Below are 18,286 nucleotides of genomic sequence, written 5' to 3' on the forward strand. Positions count from 1 at the left end.
GCGCGGCCCCACCCGTGCAGGCGGCAAAAATGCAAAACCCGTACACGGATACCGTGCACGGGTTTCAGATGAAACGGCAAACCGTGCGCCCTCGCGGACGCTGCCTGGTTTAGTGGCCGAAGAACACCGACGAACGATCGGTTGCGGCCGGCACGACCACGCGCTGACCCGATTGCGACGTCGCGGCGGCGTTCGCACCGTAGCCCGTTGCATCAGCTTGCGCGCCCGTGTTTTGCGCAGCGGCGATCTTTGCCTGTGCCGCCTGGATGTTTTCCGGGTAGTTCATCCAGTCGTTCGGGTTGTAGCCGGCCTTTTCGAGCTGGACCAGCTCGGCGCGCACTTGCGCGCGCGTCAGCGGTTGCTGGCTCTGTGCAAACGAGACAACCGGTGCGGCCACCAGGGCGGCCAGTGCAACTGCCTTGATCAGCGATTTCATGATGCGTTACCTCCAGGATTGTTTTGTCAGGCGCTTCGGACTCGGGGTCGTTGCGCATGAGGTGAAGTCTAGGAGGCCACGCTATCAGGGTAAATACTTAAATCGCGAATTCACTGTTGACGGAAAACATACAATCGCCGCGGAATCCCTCAAGTCGTCAGACGATTGCCGTCATTCACGCACTGAATACTCTGACGCCGCACCCGGTGCGCCTGGCCGCGCATCAGCGCCGCCGATCGGTATCCGACGACGCCATCAGCCGGTCGAACAGCAGCGCCTTGAGGCGGATCAGGTCGTCGGCGCCGGTCTCGCCGAACGCCGCGTGATGCAGCGTCAGCGCGGGCGTCGCCGGATCGGCATGGACGGCCCGCACCGTGCTGTCGAGCGCCAGCAGTTCGACCCGGTCGCCGGCCGCATACGGAAGCTGCACGCGCAAGGTTTCGCCGATCGCGGCGATCGGCCGGTCGACGGCAATCGACAGCCCGCTGACACTGATGTCGTGCACCATCCCGATGCCTTCCGCGCCCTCCGGCCCGCCCGCACAGCAGGCCGCGATCCGCACCGCCACGCGCGGCTCCGCGCGCGTACGCAGCCGGTCGACGAAGCCGGGCGGCGACAGCATCAGGAACCGCGCGGCACCCGCCGCGTGCACCGACTCGACCGTCGCGCCGAAACGCGACACCGCGGCACGGCCGATCGCCACGGCCTCGATATCGTCGCCGGGCGTGAAGTCGATCGCGGTCGCCGGTTGCGGCTCGACGAACAGCGTGCCCGATGCGGCAATGCCGATCAGACGATAGCGTTGCAGCCCGCGTGTCGTGCCGACCCGGCGGCGGATGCCGATCGACGCACCCGCCGACAACCCCATCCGCGGCGCGTGAGGCACCGCGTCAGGCACGCGCGGCTCGGCTACGGCTTCGGCGTCGTCGCGCCGCCGCACCGGCCGGAAATGGTCGAACAGGAATGCATGCTGCGCGGCATCGCGCAGCGTCGTACCGGCCGGCAGCAGCGCGGCGCCGTCGGCATCGTAGAGATCGAAGCCGAGCGGGACGCCGGCGGCAAGATCGTCGCGCGTGAGCGCGACGTAGTCGGTAGATAGCCTCATCGGGGCAGCGCGGAGCGACCGCGCGAGCTGACATGACAACAGGATTACGGCAGCTTCGCGCGAAATCTGAACGGCTCCGTTACTGCGACGCGCCGGTCGCGTCGGGTGCGGCCGGTACGGGCGCCTGGGACGGTGCGGCCGAAGGGGCGGCAACCGGTGCGGCGCCGAGGCCCGCGCTGCCTCCGCCCGCCGCGCTCGCCCCCGCTGGCGGCTGCGGCTGCGGCTGCGACGCGCCCGCCGACAGCGCGGCGGCCGACGCGGCCACTTCGGACGCCGGCACCCATTCCTCGACGATGCCGCCCGATGCCGCTTCGGGCGCCGATGCGGCCGAAGCGGCCGAGGCCGCGCCGGTATCAGCCTCGGGCGCACGCTCCACCCGCTGCGTCCTGACCGGCGCAGGCGCTTTCTTCGCCTCGGGCGGGAACCACGTGTCGAACAGGTCCGTCACGCGCTCGCGCAGCGACGCGAACCAGCCGGGCGACGGCTCGGTATCGAATTTCGCCTTCGTGTCGACGATCCGGGCGCGCTGCGCACGCTGGAAGAAATCGCCGACGATCGGCAGCGCACTGTGCGCGCCCTGCCCCCAGTAGTCGCTGCGCAGCGTCACGCGCCCGTCGTCGAAACCGACCCACGCACCGGCGACGAGGCCGGGCTGCATCAGGATGAACCAGCCGTCCGCGTTGTCCTGCGTCGTGCCCGTCTTGCCGGCCACGTCGCCGCGGATCCCGAAGCGCGTGCGGATGCTGGCGCCCGTGCCCCGCGTCACGACATCACGCATCACGCTGAGCAACGTCTTGTCGGTTTCGGCGTCGAGCGCGCGCTCGGGCGGCGCCGGCGCGTATTCGGCGAGCACGTCGCCCTGGCGGTTCTCGATGCGCGTCACCATCTGCGGCTCGACATACAGCCCGCCGTTCGCGATCGTCGCGTACGACGCGACCATCTCCTTCAGCGTGACCGGGCTCGTGCCGAGCGCGAGCGAAGGCACGCGTTCGAGCGGGCTTTCGCGCACGCCCATGTCGCGTGCGAGCCTTGCCACGGCAGCCGGCCCGACCTTCTCCATCACCTGCGCGGTGATCCGGTTGCGCGACAGCGCGACCGCGTCGCGCAGCGTCATCGGTTTACCGGTCGGCGGCACGTCGTCGTTCGGCCGCCAGATTTCGCCGCCTTTCAGCGGGATCTCGACCGGCTGGTCGATGAAGGTGTCGTCCGGCTTCATTCCGCTCGCGAACGCGACGCCATACACGAACGGCTTGAACGTCGAGCCCGGCTGGCGCCGCGCCTGTGCGACGTGGTCGAACGGCTCGCTGGTGAAGTCGCGGCTGCCGACCCACGCGCGGATCTGCCCGTTGCGCGGATCGATCGCGAGGAAGCCGGCCTGCACGTCGGTCTTCGTCTTGCACAGCGCGCGCATGAAGCCGCGGTCGGCCGCGAGCAGCTTCATCGCGGCCGCGTCGTCCTTGCCGGCGTCCTGCGCGGCCTTGTACTCGGGCGACTCGCGCATGAAGGTGCGGAACACCTCGTTGTCGGTGCCGCAGCCGTCGCGGCCGCTCCATGCGTTGTTCGCGATGCCCTGCAACTGGTTGCCCTGCAGCATGAGCGCCTGGGTCGCCATCTGCTGCAGCCGCGAGTCGATCGTCGTGCGCACGATCAGCCCGTCCGAGTAGATGTTGTAGTCGTTGCGGTCGGCCCACGCGATCAGCCATTTGCGCAACTGCTGCGCGAAATGCGGCGCCGGCCCCGGCGGCTCCTTCTGGCGCTCGAAGTCGACGCGCAGCGGCCGGCGCTGCAACTGCGCGAACTGCGCCGGCGACAGCTTGCCGTACTTCACCATCTGGCCGAGCACCGTATTGCGCCGCTGCAGCGCCCGCTCGGGATTCAGCACCGGGTTGTAGTAGCTGTTGCCCTTCAGCATCCCGACGAGCGTCGCGCTGTCGAGCACGTCGAGCTCGTCGGCCGACTTGTCGAAATAGGTACGCGCGGCCATCTCGACGCCGTACGCGTTGTACAGGAACGGCACCGTGTTCAGGTAGGTCTCGAGGATCTGGTCCTTGCTGTAGACCGCCTCGATCTTCAGCGCGGTGATCGCCTCCTTCACCTTGCGCGTGAGCGTCGGCGCACGGCCGATCTCGTCCGGATACAGGTTGCGCGCGAGCTGCTGCGTGATCGTCGAGCCGCCCTGGCGGCTGCCCGAGAACGTATGGAGCGCGGCCGACGCCGTGCGCTTCCAGTCGAGGCCGTGGTGTTCGTAGAAGCGGTGATCCTCGGTCGCGATCAGCGCGTCGACCATGTGCGGCGAGATCTGCTTGAGCGGCACCCATTCGCGGTTCGACGGCTTGAATTCGGCGAGCAGCTTGCCGTCGGCGGACAGCACCCGCGCGGGCTGGTCGACGCGCGCCTTGCGGATGTCGCCGATGCCCGGCGTGAACGGGATCAGCACGACCACGTACACCACGAACAGCGCCGGCACGGCGGCGCCGGCGAGCAGCACGCCGCGGCGCGTCGGGTGACGGACATGGTGCCACGCGGTGGCGGCGAGAGGCTTGACCCGCGCGACGGCGGCAGCCGCGACGGGTTGGGCGCGCGCGACCCATCTGGCACAGAAGTCACGCACTGACGGCACGTTTCGGCGATTCACGCGGGTGGAGCTCGGCTGAAAAGGGTGCATCGTACCAAACTCGCGCGGCCCGCCGGACGGCAATGGCGCGGCGGCGGCACACGCGGGGCGGCTGCGCGGCGGTTCACGCGCAAAAAAGGCGCGCGCCCCGCAACGGGAACGACGCGCCAAGCCTGGTACGACAAACGGGCGGCCGCGCCAGGCGCGGCGAATCGGCGCGGCACCTCAGCGCACGAGAAAACCGTAGGTCAGCGGGTCGCGTTCGTCGACGATCCAGTTCGCGAACCCGCAGATATGCGCGCTGCCCTCCACTTCCGGAATCACGGCCGGGATGGCGCCGACCGTCGTCTCGCGCAGCACGCGCCCCTTGAAGACCGTGCCGACGATCGATTCGTTGACGAGCGTGTCGCCGGCCGCGAGCAGGCCGCGCTGGTAGAGCTGCGCGACCCGGCCGCCGGTGCCGGAGCCGGTCGGCGAGCGGTCGACCTCGCGATCCGCGAACACGCAGCAGTTCGCCTGCGTCGAGCCCGGGTGGCGCGGCGCGTTCGCGATGATCGTGCCGTAGATGTGGTTGATTTCCGGAATCTCCGGATGCACGACCGGGTACTTCGCGTTCGCGGCGGCCTTCACTTCCGCGCCGAAGCGGATCAGCCTTTCCACCGCCGCCTCGCGCACCGGCAGGTCGAACGGCGTGCCATCGACGTAGAAATAGAACGCGCCGCCGTATGCGATGTCGCCCGTCACCGTGCCGAACGACGGCGTCTCGACCGACACGTCGCGTTGCCAGATGAACGACGGCACGTTGACGAAGCGCACCGGCCCCGCGTGCTCGCCGTCCCACTTGACGAACGCCTCGATGAAGCCGCACGGCGCGTCGATGCCGACCCGCGTTTCCGGCACCGTGCGCTGCACCCAGCCGAGCTCGACGGCCGCGGTCGACAGCGCGATCACCCCGTGCCCGCAATGGTCGCTGTAGCCTTCGTTGTGCACGAAGATCACGCCGAAATCGGCGTTCGGCGACACGGGCTCGGTCAGGTAGCCGCCGTACATGTCGGCGTGGCCGCGCGGTTCGAACATCAGCGCGCGGCGGATCTCGTCGGCGTTCTCCTTGAGCCATGCGCGACGCTGGACGATCGTGTCGCCCGGCAGGCGCGGCAGCCCGCTCGTGACGATACGGAACGCTTCGCCGCCGGTATGGACTTCGACGGTGGAAAGGGATCGGGAAATTTTCATGGTCGATCGAATGCGTTGAAACGAAAGACGGCGGCCGCGCCGCCGTCCGATGGCAGGCTGGCCGGTTACTTCGCGTACGGTTCGGGCAAGCCGTTGCGGATCACGTAGACGGTGGTCGGCGCGCCCTTCAGGTCGCCGTTCGCGTCGAACGAATAGGTGCCCGCGACGCCCGCATAGTTCGACTTCGCGAGTTGCGCGATCAGCTTCGCCTTGTCGGTGGTCGTGCCGGCCTTGACCATCGCGTCGGCGAGCAGCTTCATCCCGTCGTAGTAGTTCACGCCGTAGACCTGCGTATCGGTGTGATACGTGTCGTGGTACTTCTTCAGGAATTCGCGGCCGGCCGCCGTTTTCTCGAGCGCGACACCGCCCTGCGCGCAGTAGACGATCGACGCCGCGTCGCCCGCGACCTTGCCCATGTCCGCCGAGCAGATGCCATCGCCGCCGAGCAGTTTCGCGCGCAGGCCGCGCTGCTTCATCTGCTTGGCCATCGGCGCGCCCTGCGCGGCATAGCCGCCGAAGAAGATCACGTCGGGGTTGCTGGCCTTGATCTTGGTGAGAATGCCAAGGAAATCGGTGGCCGACGAATTCGTGAATTCCTGGTCGACGATCTTGATCCCGTTCGCCTTCGCGACGTTCATGAACTGCTCGGCAACGCCCTGCCCGTACGCGGTGCGATCGTCGATCACGGCTGCGGTCTTCGCGTTCAGCGTCTTCGCGGCGAAGGTGGCCATCGTGCCACCGAGCTGTTCGTCGCTCGCGCCGATCCGGAAGATGTTCTTGAAGCCCTGCCTGGTCAGCGCCGGGTTCGACGCCACCGGCAGCATCGGCACGCCGGCAGTCGAGTACACGCGCGATGCGGGAATCGCGACGCCCGAGTTGTATGGCCCGAGCACCGCGACGACGCCCTTGTCGACGAGATTCTGTGCAACCTGCACGCCGGCTTTCGGATCGGCCTGGTCGTCGTCGGAAACCAGTTTGAAGGTGACGGTCTTGCCGGCGACCTTGATGCCGGCCTTGTTGAGTTCGTCGACGGCCAGGCGCGCGCCGTTTTCATTGTCCTTGCCGTTCGCGGCCTGCGGGCCGGTCAGCGGCGCCGAATGGCCGATCATCACGACTTCCTGCGCATGCGCGGAAGTCAGCGCGCCGGCGGCGATGGCCACCGAGAGCGCGGTAACGAGGTGTCGCATGATGTCTCCTGATTGGTTTTGTGTGAAACCAATGTAGGACACGCGTGGTTACCATGCAAGCAATTCAAAAATAAAAACTTCGATTCTGGTCATTTTTCAGACCAGAACGGGCCGGCGCGGTCACTTCGGCGCGATGTCGCGCCGCACGCGCAGGATGTGCTGCTCGACATAGAACGCCGCCGCATCGGCGTCGCCGGACACGATCGCCTCGTAGATCAGCCGGTGTTCGGACACGTACAGCCGGATCCGGCCCGCATCGTAGATGCCGTCGTCCTTCAGCCGTTTCCACAGCGGCTGGTCCATCGTCTTCGCGACTTCGTCCGCGATCTTCACGATCAGCGCGTCGCCGGTCATCAACGCGAGTTGCCGGTGGAACAGCCGGTCGCTCTCGTTCCACAGCGCGCGCTGATGCGGATCGTCGACGTCGGTAATGGTCTCCATCTGGGCCAGATAGCGCTCCGCGCCGGGGTCGGCGCGGCCGTGCGCGGCCGCGAGGCGTGCGATCGCGGGCTCCAGGATCAGCCGCACGTCGAGCGTCGACGTCGGGCTGAAATCGGCTTCGGACGCCCGGTGCATGTCGCCGCGCTGCGCGAGCACGTCGAGCGGCGACGCCACGACGTAGGTGCCCGAATTGCGCTTCGTGAACACGAGCCCTTCGTTCTGCAGCGCGCCGAGCGCCTCGCGCACGGCCGGCCGGCCGACCTGGAACAGCCCCGCGAGCTCGCGCTCGGACGGCAGCCGCGACTCGGCGGCATAGCGTCCCGCGCGGATCTCGTCGCGGATTTTCTCGGCCACCTGCTCGTAGATTTGCAGCGGCCTGAAACCGCCTTCGAGTGTGTCGGGACGCGCGGACATCATCGTGTAGCTCCTGCCCGGTCGCGGGCGTGAATCTGGAATGGGTTCGCACTATACCGGAGCGCGCCGGCAGCGAGGCCATGGCGGCCTTTCTGGATAGATATTAGAACCAAAACAGGCGAGCCGCTTTATTTTCTGGGTTGCGGATGGGCCAGCAAGTGGTATAGATTCGATCCACACTGCCCTGTGTCTCGGTATCCGGCAGCCCCGTGGCGGGCGCGGCATGCGCCCGTCGTCCACGCTCACCGACGCATACGACGTACACGATGACCGCTCTCTCCCCGATTCCCGTTCTCGATGCAGCCGACACGGCCGCGCTGCTCGACTACCCGGCGCTGCTCGCCACGCTCAGGCAGGCCGTCGCCGACTATGCGGCGGGCGAGATCGTCAGCCCCGAACGCCTGGTCGTGCCGCTGCAGGCCGGCGGCGTGATGCTGTCGATGCCGTCGAGCGCGCGCGACCTCGCGACCCACAAGCTCGTGAACGTGTGCCCGGGCAACGGCGCGCGCGGGCTGCCGACGATCCACGGGCAGGTCACGGCATACGACGCGACCACCGGCGAAATGCGCTTCGCGCTCGACGGCCCGACGGTCACCGGACGCCGCACGGCGGCCATCACCGCACTCGGCATCCAGGCGCTGCATGGCGCCGCGCCGCGCGACATCCTGCTGATCGGCACCGGGAAACAGGCGGCCAATCACGCGGAAGCGCTCGCCGCGATCTTTCCCGAAGCGCGCCTCCACGTGCGCGGCACGAGCGCCGACAGCGCGGCTGCATTCTGTGCCGCGCACCGCGCGCACGCACCGCGTCTCGCGCCGCTCGACGGCGACGCGATTCCCGATGCGATCGACGTCGTCGTCACGCTGACGACGAGCCGCACCCCCGTCTATCGCGAAGCCGCGCGCGAAGGCCGGCTCGTGGTCGGCGTCGGCGCATTCACCGCGGACGCGGCCGAGATCGACGCGAACACGGTGCGCGCCAGCCGGCTGGTCGTCGACGACCCGGCCGGCGCGCGCCACGAAGCCGGCGACCTGATCGTCGCGCAGGTCGACTGGCAGCACGTCGCGTCGCTCGCCGACGTGCTGGGCGGCACCTTCGACCGCACGGGGCCGCTGCTGTTCAAGAGCGTCGGCTGTGCCGCGTGGGATCTCGCAGCGTGCCGCACGGCGCGCGATGCGCTGGCGGCGCGCCAGGCCGGCTGAGTCGGCCCGCCGGGGCCGCACACGAGGCACGTCACGAAGCGGCCGTTCCGGCGGTTTCCGGTACGCGTTGTAGGAATTGCCCTACAACGCGTCGCCGCGGCCTACAGCAACTTCCAATTCGGCCGATTTCATTTTCGGCGGCGCAACACGATACTGCCGGCATGAATGCCAGCCAGTTCCCCCCCGCGCTCCGGGTGTTTCTCGTCGATCACGCCGTCGCCGTCCGGCAGCGGATCGCGCTGCTCGTCGGCGCGATCCGCGGTGTCGCCGTCGTCGGCGAGGCGGAAGACAGCCAGGACGCGTGGACGCATATCCGCAGCAGCCAGGCGGATGTGGTGATCGTCGACCTGCGGCTGGCGGACGGCAGCGGTCTCGACCTGATCGGGACGCTGTCGAAGGCCACGCCGCGCATCGTCACCATCGTGCTGACGAATCACTCGGCGCCGGCATTCAGAGAGGCATGCGCATTGGCCGGAGCCGACTACTTTTTCGACAAGACCGTCGAATTCGACGCCGCATGCCGTGCTATCGAATCCCTGGTGCACGCTCGCGCGCACCGCCCCTGACGAGCCGGAGTGACTCATGTCCACAGCCACCCCCTGTGCCGCCGACGTATCCATCGTGCCTCGGCCGGCGATTCCGCTTCGCGCGGTCACGCGCGCCGACGCCGCCAAACATCCCGCCGCGCGCTGCTCGGTATGCGCGATGCGTTCGATGTGCCTGCCGCCACACCTGACCGCGGCCGAATACGGCCGCCTCGACGCGATCATCTGCACGACCCGGCAGGTTCGCCAGGGCGACGCGCTGTTCCGCACCGACGATCCGTTCCAGAGCATCTATGCGGTGCGCGCGGGTTCGTTCAAGACGGTGATGATGCACCGCGACGGCCGCGAACACGTGACGGGCTTCCAGATTGCCGGTGAAACGCTCGGGATGGACGGCATCGGCAGCGGCCAGCACTGCTGCGACGCGATCGCGCTCGAGGACAGTGTCGTGTGCATCATCCCGTTCGGCGCGCTCGAAGCGGCGTGCCGCGAGATCAAGCCGATGCAGCACTTCCTCTACCAGATGCTGAGCAGCGAGATCGTCCGCGAATCGAGCCAGATGCTGCTGCTCGGCACGATGTCGGCCGAGCAGCGCGTCGCGCATTTCCTGCTGAACCTGTCGTCGCGCTTCGAGGCGCGCGGCTATTCGGCGACGGAATTCAACCTGCGGATGACGCGCGAGGAAATCGGCTGCTATCTCGGGATGAAGCTCGAAACCGTGAGCCGGATGTTCTCGCGGTTCCATCGCGAAGCGCTGGTCGAAACGCGCGGCAAGCGCGTGCGCATCATCGACTCGCAAGCGCTCGCACGGGTCTGATGGAACAAGGCCTGAACGACGCCCGGCCGCCGGCGCGGTTTCGCGCGCGATGCATCATTGCACCGCGCCGCCGCCCGCCGCGTTGCGCAGCTCCGCCCTTGCATCGCCCGCCTGGCACGCGATCAGCGCCTGCTCGGCCTGCATGAACGCGCGGCGCAGCACGTCGTCCAGATCGTCGCCGACGCACGGCGGTAGCGGCCAGAGCGCCGTGTCACGCATCACGAGGTCGAGCCGCACGTCGTACCGGCGTGCGCCATCGGCGGAGGCACGCAATTCGATGGCGAGATGGCAACCGCCGATCAGCGCGCGGAACCGTTCGAGCCGCACCAGCTGCGCGCCGGCTTCGGCCTCGACCGCGGCGGAACCCGCGAATCCGTGGCAGGCGATCTGCATGCCCACGCCCATGTCGTGTCTCCTGACGGGGCCGCCCGCTCGTCGACCGCCTTGCAAGTGCCGCCCGCACCAAAAAGCGGCGGCACGTGTTACCCGTGGCACGGCGCGATTTCTTCGATCGCTGCCCGGCCGATAGCCTGCCCGCGCCTTCGCCGGCGCGGGACCGTTCATACGTTGAAGGTCTGCGACGTCTTCATCTCGATCCACGTCATGCCGGCCCGCAGCCCTTCGATCATCGCCTCGCGTTCGGTCGGATACGCATGGCTGTGCTCGAACGTGTGATGAAAACGCGCGGCGCCGGTGCCATGCTCGACCGTCACGCGGCATCGGAATTCGCCCGATTCGCACGGTCGCGTCTCGACCTCGACAGACCAGTCGCGTTCGTGAATGTTGCCCTGCAATGTCATGCGCCCTCCTGCGGTATCAGTCTTCGAGCCGGAAGTGGCCGCTGTGCAGCAGCACCGGCCGGCCGCCGATTTCCTCGAGCATGCGTCGCGCCATCGCTTCGATCGCCGACCGGTGCGCGTCGAATGCGGTCAGCAGGTCGCGTTCGAGCAGCGACGGCGCCCCGAAATGATCTTCCAGCGCCTCGGCCGTGACCGCGCACTGTACGCAACGCCCGTCGACCAGCGCCGAAAACGCCACGACCAGGTCGCGTGCGCAATATTCGGGTGGTTCCGGCGGGAAGGCAATCTGCATCTGTCCGCCTGTCATCGTCGTGATGGCTCCATGACAAGAGCATAGTGGCGCGCGCGCCCGCACGCTTGACCCACGTCAACGGGTTCGCTGCGCCGCACGATAACGGCGCGGCGGCTTACCCGGCGCGGCTGCGCGATGCCGCTCGAAGCCCGGCTTGAGCCCGTTTCAGTCCGCTTTCAGCCCGCGTCCGGCTCGATCGCCGCACCGCGTTCCGCGAGCAATTCGCGCAGCACGCTGCGGTGGCAATGGCGTTCGTCGTCGCAGTAGCAGTCGACCGAGAACGCGGTGGTCGCCGACAGCGCCGCCAGCAGGTCCAGCACCTTCGCCGCATCGCCCTGCGCCATTTCCGCGCGGAAGCGGCGCCGGAACGCGTTCCATTCGGCATCGGTTTCGGCGGCCTGCGCCTGCGCGACGAGTTCCGGGCTCGGCGACAGCGTCGGCAGCCATACATCATAGTAGTTGCGCGACGCGAATTCCGCCTTCGGCACGCCGCGCGGCGGCCGCCGCACCGTTCCGATCCGCAGGCCCTCGCCGGCCGCGCGCGGCGTGCCGAGCTGGATGATCCGGATGCCCATGTCGCTCCTTCCGAGTTGCGTTCGATTCCGTGATCGTAACGCCGCGCCTGCACCCGAGTCAGCCCGGTGGCGCACATTGCGGCCGCACAACAAAAAACCGGCTGCCCCCCCTTGCGGGAGACAGCCGGTTCGGCCAGCCGCGTGGCGCGCCGGAGCGCGCCGCGCTCAGACGCCGCTCTTCAGCACCTTGCCGATGGCGTCGGCGACGATGGCGACGTTCGAGTCGTTCAGGCCCGCCACGCACATCCGGCCCGAACGCAGGATGTACACGCCGTGCACTTCGCGCAGCGCGTCGACCTGCGATTCGGTCAGGCCCGTGTACGTGAACATCCCGCGCTGCTTCACATAGCGCGTGAGTGCCTCGCCGCTCACGTGGTCGCGCAGGCCGTCATGGATCGACTGGCGCATCCGCGCGATGCGGCGGCACATCGCCGCCAGTTCCTCTTCCCACTGCTTGCGCAGCGCAGGCGTGCCGAGCACGGCCGCCACGACCTTCGCGCCGAAGGTTTGCGGGTTGCTGTAGTTCGAGCGCACGGCGCCGGCCAGCTGGCCGAGCACACGGTCGGCCGCGGCGGCATCCTCGCAGACGACGCTCAGGCCGCCCACGCGCTCGCCGTACAGCGAGAAGTTCTTCGAGAACGAGTTCGCAACCAGCGTCGGCACGCCGCGGCGGGCGAGTTCGCGCACCGCGAAGGCGTCCGCGTCGAGGCCCGCGCCGAAGCCCTGGTACGCCATGTCGACGAACGGCAGCAGCCCGCGCGCCTCGATCACGTCGATCAGCTTCTCCCACTGGCCGTCGTCGAGGTCGACACCGGTCGGGTTATGGCAGCACGCGTGCAGCAGCACGATGCTGCGCGCCGGTAGCGCGTCGATCGCCGCGAGCATCGCGTCGAACTTCAGGCCGCCCGTCGCTTCGTCGTAGTACGGATACGTGTTCACCGTGAAACCGGCGCGCTCGAAGATGAAGCGGTGGTTTTCCCAGCTCGGATCGCTGAGCCACACCTGCGCATCCGGGAAGTAGCGCTTCAGGAAATCGGCGCCCACCTTCAGTGCGCCCGAGCCGCCGAGCGTCTGCAGGGTCGCGATGCGGCCGGCCGCGCGGGCCGGGTGATCGGCGCCGAACACGAGCGCCTGCACGGCGTCGCGATACGCAGGCAGGCCGACCATCGGCAGGTACGGCTTCGGGCCGCTCTCGCGCTGCAGCGCGGCTTCGGCTTCGCGCACGGCGCCCATCACCGGAATCCGGCCTTCGGCATCGAAGTAGATGCCGATGCTCAGGTTGACCTTCTGGTCGCGCGGATCCTTCTGGAAGTTCTCGTTGAGCGTCAGGATCGGGTCGCCCGGGTACGCGTCGATGTGTTCGAACATGGCTTGAATCGGTCTCGTTTGGAAGAATGATCGGTCGTGGCCTGCGTCAGCGCGCGGATGCGCCGTCGTGCACCGCATAGCCTGCATTCTTCTGACGGAAGCGATACCCGACCGCGAGCACCGCGAGCCATACCGGGATCAGGTACACCGACAGGCGGAGATCCGGCGTCAGGTACATCACGACGAGAATGCCGGCCATGAATGCCAGGCACAGGTAATTCGTGAAAGGATAGCCCAGACTGCGGAAGGAAGTCTCCTCCCCGGCCGCGCGCTTCGCCTGGCGGAACTTCAGGTGGATCAGCGTGATCATCGCCCAGTTGATGATCAGCGCCGACACGACGAGGCCCATCAGCACCTCGAACGCCTTGCCCGGCATGAAGTAGTTGACCAGCACGCACACGCCGGTCGCGAGCGCCGACGCGCCGAGCGCGGCGAGCGGAATGCCGCGCTTGTTCACCGAGCACAGCACCTTCGGCGCGTTGCCCTGTTTCGCGAGGCCGAACAGCATCCGGCTGTTGCTGTACACGCCGCTGTTGTAGACCGACAGCGCGGCCGTCAGCACGACCACGTTCAGCACGTTGGCCACCACGTTGCTGCTCAGCGCATGGAAGATCAGCACGAACGGGCTGCCGCCGGTGACGACCTTTTCCCACGGATACAGCGACAGCAGCACGGCGAGCGCGCCGATGTAGAAAATCAGGATGCGGTAGATCACCTGGTTGGTCGCACGCGGAATGCTGCGCTTCGGATCGTCGGCCTCGGCCGCGGTGATGCCGATCAGCTCCAGCCCGCCGAACGAGAACATGATCGCGGCCATCGACATTACGAGCCCCGACACGCCGTTCGGGAAGAAGCCGCCGTGCTGCCACAGGTTCCGGACACTCGCCTCCGGCCCCGCATGGCCGCTCGCGAGCAGCCAGCCGCCGAAGCCGATCATCCCGACGATCGCGGCGACCTTGATGATCGAGAACCAGAATTCCGTCTCGCCATACGACTTCACGCTTGCCAGGTTGAGCAGGTTGATCGCGACGAAAAACACCAGCGCCGACACCCAGGTCGGCACGCCGGGCCACCAGTACTGCACGTAGATCCCGACGGCGGACAGCTCGGCCATGCTGACGAGGATGTACAGCACCCAGTAGTTCCAGCCCGACAGGAAGCCGGTGAAGTGGCCGACGTACTTGTTGGCGAAGTAGCTGAACGAGCCGGCGACGGGCTCGTCGACGACCATCTCGCCGAGCTGGCGCATGATGAAGAACGCGACGACGCCCGCCACCGCGTAACCGAGCAACACGGACGGGCCTGCCATCTTGATCGTCTGCGCGATGCCGAGGAACAGCCCCGTGCCGAGCGCGCCGCCGAGCGCAATCAGCTGGATGTGCCGGTTCTTCAGCCCGCGCTTCAGGCCGTCGCTCTCGTTTCCAGAAACCATGTCTTCTCCACTCTGTCCGCCTCCGCCTGAAGCGGTGCGGCGCGCCTCGGTGTGCCGGGCGCTGTTTTTGCTGTGCCGGGGCCGTTCGTGGAGCCGCCGGGTTGGGGACTGCAATCTTCGCGTGGCGGCGCCCGATTCGCGTCGGCGTGCCCGCCAGACCGGCCGCCGACTGTCGCCGCGCCCGCATGGCTGCGTTCGCACACGAAAATCCGGCGTCAGTTTAGCGTCGCGACGGCGAAATCGGGTTTCGTAACCCGTTCATGCAAACCCTACATTATGAGATAAGATTGCATCCAGGAGACGAATGAGGAAACAAAAATGCATGAACCGGTTCTGGATCGCCTCGATCGGCACTTGCTCGCGATCCTGCAGGAGAACGGCCGCGCGTCGAACCTCGATCTGGCGAAGGCTGTCGGCCTGTCGCCCGCGCAGACGCTGCGCCGCCACCGGCGGCTGGAAGAAATCGGTGCGATCCGCCGCTATGAAACCCGGCTGTGCCCCGACACGCTCGGTTTCGGCGTGACCGCTTTCGTGCACGTGACGATGGAGCGCGGGCATATCCGCGACCTGTCGAAGTTCCAGAAACTGGTGTCCGATCTCGCGCAGATCCAGGAGTGTTTCTCGGTGACGGGCGACATCGACTATGTGTTGAAGGTCGTCGCACACGATCTGAAAGGCTTGTCGCGGTTCCTGCTCGAGACGCTGATGCGAATCCCCGGCGTGAGCGGCGTGCATTCGAGCGTGTGCCTCGACGAGATCAAGTGCACGAGTGCGATGCCGGTGGAAGGCTGAAGCTGCGGGTCGCGCGCTCAGCCGGCCCGGTCACCTCACCGCTTCAAACGCACTGATCAGCAACGCCCCCGCCGCGATCACCACGCAACCGGCCGCCCGGCGCGGCGTCAGCCGCTCGCCGAGGTACACCCGCGCGATCAGCGCCGCGAACACCACGCTCGTTTCCCGCAGCGCCGACACCGGCCCCATCGGCGCGCGATCCATCGCCCAGATCACGATGCCGTACGCGAGCGCCGCGAACACGCCGCCGCAGGCGGCCTTCGCCGTTTCGCCGACATCCTGCGTCAGCCGCAGCGGCCCCGCCCGCAGGCGGTAGTACGCGGCCATCATCGCCCCCGTCAGCACGAACATCCACGCGGTATAGCCGACCGTGTTGCCGCTTTCCCGCACGCCGATCCCGTCGACCACGCTATAGGCCGCGATCGACACGCCGGTCGCGAACGCGGTCGGCAGCACCTGCATCATCCGGTGCTTCGCACCGCGCCCGCGCTCCAGGCCGATCGCCAGGATGCCCGCGCAGATCAGCACGAGCCCGCATTGCGCGCCGACATTCAGGTGCTCGCCCGCGAACGCCGCCGCGCCGAGCGTGACGAGCAGCGGCGCGGTGCCGCGCGCGACCGGATACGCGACGGTCAGGTCGCCGTGCTCGTACGCGCGCACCAACAGCAGCGTATAGACGACATGCAGCACGGCCGACGCGACGACACAGAACCAGCTCGCCGGCGCGATCGGCGCCGCGCCCGGCAGGAACAGCAGCGCGAACAGTCCGATCGCGATCTGCAGCACGGTGGCCGACCGCAGCCGGTCGCCGCTGCTGCGCACGAGCGCGTTCCATGACGCATGCAGGAACGCCGCACACAGAACGGCAAACAGAACGGGGATCGGCACGCTGAATACTCGCAGACGGTCGGCCACGCGAAATCGTCGCCGCAGGGCGTTCATCGTATGAATACGTCATCCGATTGTCAAAATACCTGCGCCGCGTGCCCCCTCCGCAAACCGGGCAGCAACCTCCTCTCGCCCGCCCCGCGCGGCATCCGCGGCAGTGCCTCCCGGCGCCGCGGAATGTGACGCAAAGGTGGCACGTGGTTCATTCCTTTCCGCTTTCTTTCGCATTGCGTCGCGCCGTAATGAAATCGATACCGCAGCGCAACCGTCGCGAAATCACTCCGTCCCCATATCTTCATACGGGACTGTTTCAATGCGCGTGCTCTCTCGCGAGCTCCGCGTCGAACCCACACGGCGACGGGGCCGCTCTCCACCATCGAAGACCTTACCTGGAGTTTCCCGATGTTCCGTCAAGCCTTGCTTGTCACCGCCTGCGCTGCCGCGGCGCTTGCGCTGTTCGCCTGTGGCGGCAGCGATCCGACGTCGACGCCGCCGGCACCCGTCGTGTCGTCGCAGGACGCGCTGCAGACCGCCACGCCGATCAAGCACGTCGTCGTGATCTACGGTGAAAACATTTCGTTCGACCACTACTTCGGCACCTACCCGAACGCGACGAACCCGTCGGGCGAACCGGCGTTCACCGCCAAGTCCGGCACGCCGACGCCGAACGGCCTGACGGGCACGCTGCTCACCGCGAACCCGAACTTCACGAACACGGCCAACGGCACCGACGCGGCGAACCCGTTCCGCCTCGACCGCACGCAGGCCGCGACCGCCGACCAGAACCACGCGTACACGGCCGAGCAGCAAGCGGAAGATCTCGGCGCGGCCGACCTGTTCCCGAAATACACCGGCAGGGGCTCGTCCGGCGGCGCCGGCGCGTTCGGCACGAAGGGCCAGGTGATGGGCTACTTCGACGGCAACACCGTGACCGCGCTGTGGAACTACGCGCAGCGCTTCGCGATGAGCGACAACACGTACACGACGACGTACGGCCCGTCGACGCCGGGCGCGCTGAACGTCGTGTCGGGCCAGACCAACGGGATGCAGATCGTCAAGACGTCGGCGCAACCGTCGACGCTCGCGAAGAGCTCGTACTACATCAACGACGGCCAGACCGGCTACACGATGATCAACGACGTCGACCCGGGCTATGACGTGTGCTCGAGCACGACCGACCAGGCGATGATGACGGGCAAGAACATCGGCGACCTGCTGAACAGCGCGAAGATCACGTGGGGCGGCTTCATGGGCGGCTTCAACCTGTCGACGAAGAACGGCAACGGCACCACGGGCTGCGCCCGCAGCACGGTCGCCACCGCCGTGAACGCCGCGACGTCCGACTACATCCCGCACCACAACTGGTTCCAGTACTACGCGTCGACCGCGAACCCGCAGCACACGCGCCCGAGCTCGGTCGCGGCGATCGGTTCGAGCTTCCAGACCGACGGCAAGACCGCCGAACCGGCGAACCACCAATACGACACGGACGACTTCTTCGCCGCCGTGAAGGCCGGCAACTTCCCGTCGGTCAGCTACCTGAAGGCCCCGGCCGCACAGGATGCGCACGCGGGCTATTCGGATCCGCTCGACGAGCAGGCGTTCGTGACGAAGGTCGTCAACTTCCTGCAGCAGCAGCCGGACTGGCAGAACACGGCCGTGATCGTCACCTATGACGACTCGGACGGCTGGTACGACCACGTGTACACGCCGCCGACGCGCGGTTCGTCGGACCCGGTCGACCAGGTGAGCGGCAACGGCAAGTGCGGCTCGGGCGGCACGACCGGCGTGAACGGCGGCACCGTGAACGGCCGCTGCGGCCCGGGCGTGCGCATTCCGCTGATCGTGATCTCGCCGTACGCGAAGCAGAACTACGTCGATCACACGATGCTCGACCAGTCGTCCGTCGTGCGCTTCATCGAGGACAACTGGCTCGGCGGCCAGCGCATCGGCGGCGGCTCGTTCGACGCGACGGCGGGCGACCTGCGCAACCTGTTCGACTTCACGTCGAAGCCGAACACGACGCCGCTGTATCTCGACCCGACGCTCGGCACCGCATTGAGCTCGGCACCGGCGATCTGACCGGCACTGCCTGACCGCATGGCCGGCGCATGGTGCGCCGGCCGTTTCCGTTTAACGCGCCGC

General features: G+C 67.7%; 18 protein-coding genes. 5 read left to right on the plus strand and 13 right to left on the minus strand.

All coding sequences use genetic code 11. The features are described from left to right. Window positions 1–109: 109 nt before the first annotated feature. The 6 genes from LGN17_RS00290 to LGN17_RS00315 form a co-directional block, all read right to left on the minus strand. On the minus strand, window positions 110–436 hold the full coding sequence (locus LGN17_RS00290; RefSeq protein ID WP_175950296.1) for a DUF4148 domain-containing protein: 327 nt from the start codon (window positions 434–436) through the stop codon (window positions 110–112). A 223-nt stretch (window positions 437–659) separates the two neighbouring features. Further along, window positions 660–1,541 carry a PilZ domain-containing protein gene (locus tag LGN17_RS00295; protein ID WP_226194670.1) on the minus strand — a complete coding sequence of 294 codons (882 nt, stop codon included), beginning with the start codon at window positions 1,539–1,541 and terminating at the stop codon, window positions 660–662. Between the two features lie 79 nt (window positions 1,542–1,620). Further along, complete coding sequence (locus tag LGN17_RS00300; protein WP_226194671.1) at window positions 1,621–4,206, minus strand: penicillin-binding protein 1A; 2,586 nt, start codon at window positions 4,204–4,206, stop codon at window positions 1,621–1,623. Window positions 4,207–4,380: 174 nt separating this feature from the next. After that, window positions 4,381–5,388, minus strand: a complete 1,008-nt coding sequence (gene lhpH, locus LGN17_RS00305; protein WP_226194672.1) for a trans-3-hydroxy-L-proline dehydratase — start codon at window positions 5,386–5,388, stop codon at window positions 4,381–4,383. Between the two features lie 65 nt (window positions 5,389–5,453). Then, window positions 5,454–6,575: a branched-chain amino acid ABC transporter substrate-binding protein gene (locus LGN17_RS00310; RefSeq protein WP_175950300.1), complete on the minus strand. Its 1,122-nt coding sequence runs from the start codon at window positions 6,573–6,575 to the stop codon at window positions 5,454–5,456. Window positions 6,576–6,695: 120 nt separating this feature from the next. Next, complete coding sequence (locus LGN17_RS00315; protein WP_226194673.1) at window positions 6,696–7,433, minus strand: FadR/GntR family transcriptional regulator; 738 nt, start codon at window positions 7,431–7,433, stop codon at window positions 6,696–6,698. Window positions 7,434–7,696: 263 nt separating this feature from the next. Between LGN17_RS00315 and lhpI the strand changes: the two genes are divergently transcribed. From lhpI to LGN17_RS00330, 3 genes are all read left to right on the plus strand, one after another. Then, complete coding sequence (gene lhpI / locus LGN17_RS00320) at window positions 7,697–8,632, plus strand: bifunctional Delta(1)-pyrroline-2-carboxylate/Delta(1)-piperideine-2-carboxylate reductase (RefSeq protein WP_226194674.1); 936 nt, start codon at window positions 7,697–7,699, stop codon at window positions 8,630–8,632. 161 nt (window positions 8,633–8,793) lie between these two features. Beyond that, window positions 8,794–9,198, plus strand: a complete 405-nt coding sequence (locus LGN17_RS00325; RefSeq protein ID WP_226194675.1) for a response regulator transcription factor — start codon at window positions 8,794–8,796, stop codon at window positions 9,196–9,198. A gap of 16 nt (window positions 9,199–9,214) precedes the next feature. After that, entirely contained in the window at window positions 9,215–9,994 is a 780-nt protein-coding gene (locus tag LGN17_RS00330; RefSeq protein WP_226194676.1) for a helix-turn-helix domain-containing protein, read from the plus strand. A 54-nt stretch (window positions 9,995–10,048) separates the two neighbouring features. Here the strand turns inward: LGN17_RS00330 and LGN17_RS00335 are convergent, their stop codons facing one another. The 6 genes from LGN17_RS00335 to LGN17_RS00360 form a co-directional block, all read right to left on the minus strand. Continuing rightward, the gene (locus LGN17_RS00335) at window positions 10,049–10,399 is read right to left on the minus strand and encodes a metal ABC transporter ATPase (RefSeq protein WP_226194677.1); all 351 of its coding nucleotides are present in this window, start codon (window positions 10,397–10,399) and stop codon (window positions 10,049–10,051) included. A gap of 155 nt (window positions 10,400–10,554) precedes the next feature. Further along, on the minus strand, window positions 10,555–10,794 hold the full coding sequence (locus tag LGN17_RS00340; RefSeq protein WP_175950306.1) for a UDP-glucose 4-epimerase: 240 nt from the start codon (window positions 10,792–10,794) through the stop codon (window positions 10,555–10,557). 16 nt (window positions 10,795–10,810) lie between these two features. Then, window positions 10,811–11,101: a DUF1488 domain-containing protein gene (locus tag LGN17_RS00345; RefSeq protein WP_226194678.1), complete on the minus strand. Its 291-nt coding sequence runs from the start codon at window positions 11,099–11,101 to the stop codon at window positions 10,811–10,813. 161 nt (window positions 11,102–11,262) lie between these two features. Further along, the gene (locus LGN17_RS00350; RefSeq protein ID WP_226194679.1) at window positions 11,263–11,661 is read right to left on the minus strand and encodes a DUF488 domain-containing protein; all 399 of its coding nucleotides are present in this window, start codon (window positions 11,659–11,661) and stop codon (window positions 11,263–11,265) included. 165 nt (window positions 11,662–11,826) lie between these two features. Beyond that, window positions 11,827–13,029 (minus strand): amino acid aminotransferase, encoded by a 1,203-nt coding sequence (locus LGN17_RS00355; RefSeq protein ID WP_226194680.1) that lies wholly within the window; start codon window positions 13,027–13,029, stop codon window positions 11,827–11,829. Between the two features lie 46 nt (window positions 13,030–13,075). After that, window positions 13,076–14,461: an amino acid permease gene (locus LGN17_RS00360; protein WP_226194681.1), complete on the minus strand. Its 1,386-nt coding sequence runs from the start codon at window positions 14,459–14,461 to the stop codon at window positions 13,076–13,078. 318 nt (window positions 14,462–14,779) lie between these two features. Between LGN17_RS00360 and LGN17_RS00365 the strand changes: the two genes are divergently transcribed. Further along, window positions 14,780–15,253: an Lrp/AsnC family transcriptional regulator gene (locus LGN17_RS00365; protein WP_174974390.1), complete on the plus strand. Its 474-nt coding sequence runs from the start codon at window positions 14,780–14,782 to the stop codon at window positions 15,251–15,253. A gap of 30 nt (window positions 15,254–15,283) precedes the next feature. On the opposite strand, the gene LGN17_RS00370 is transcribed toward LGN17_RS00365, so the two are convergent. Next, entirely contained in the window at window positions 15,284–16,195 is a 912-nt protein-coding gene (locus LGN17_RS00370) for an EamA family transporter (RefSeq protein ID WP_226194682.1), read from the minus strand. A 348-nt stretch (window positions 16,196–16,543) separates the two neighbouring features. On the opposite strand from LGN17_RS00370, the gene LGN17_RS00375 reads away from it, so the two are divergent. Next, on the plus strand, window positions 16,544–18,223 hold the full coding sequence (locus tag LGN17_RS00375) for a phospholipase C (RefSeq protein ID WP_226194683.1): 1,680 nt from the start codon (window positions 16,544–16,546) through the stop codon (window positions 18,221–18,223). Window positions 18,224–18,286: the final 63 nt, after the last annotated feature.

The organism is Burkholderia sp. AU30280 (assembly GCF_020420125.1).
GTDB lineage: Bacteria > Pseudomonadota > Gammaproteobacteria > Burkholderiales > Burkholderiaceae > Burkholderia.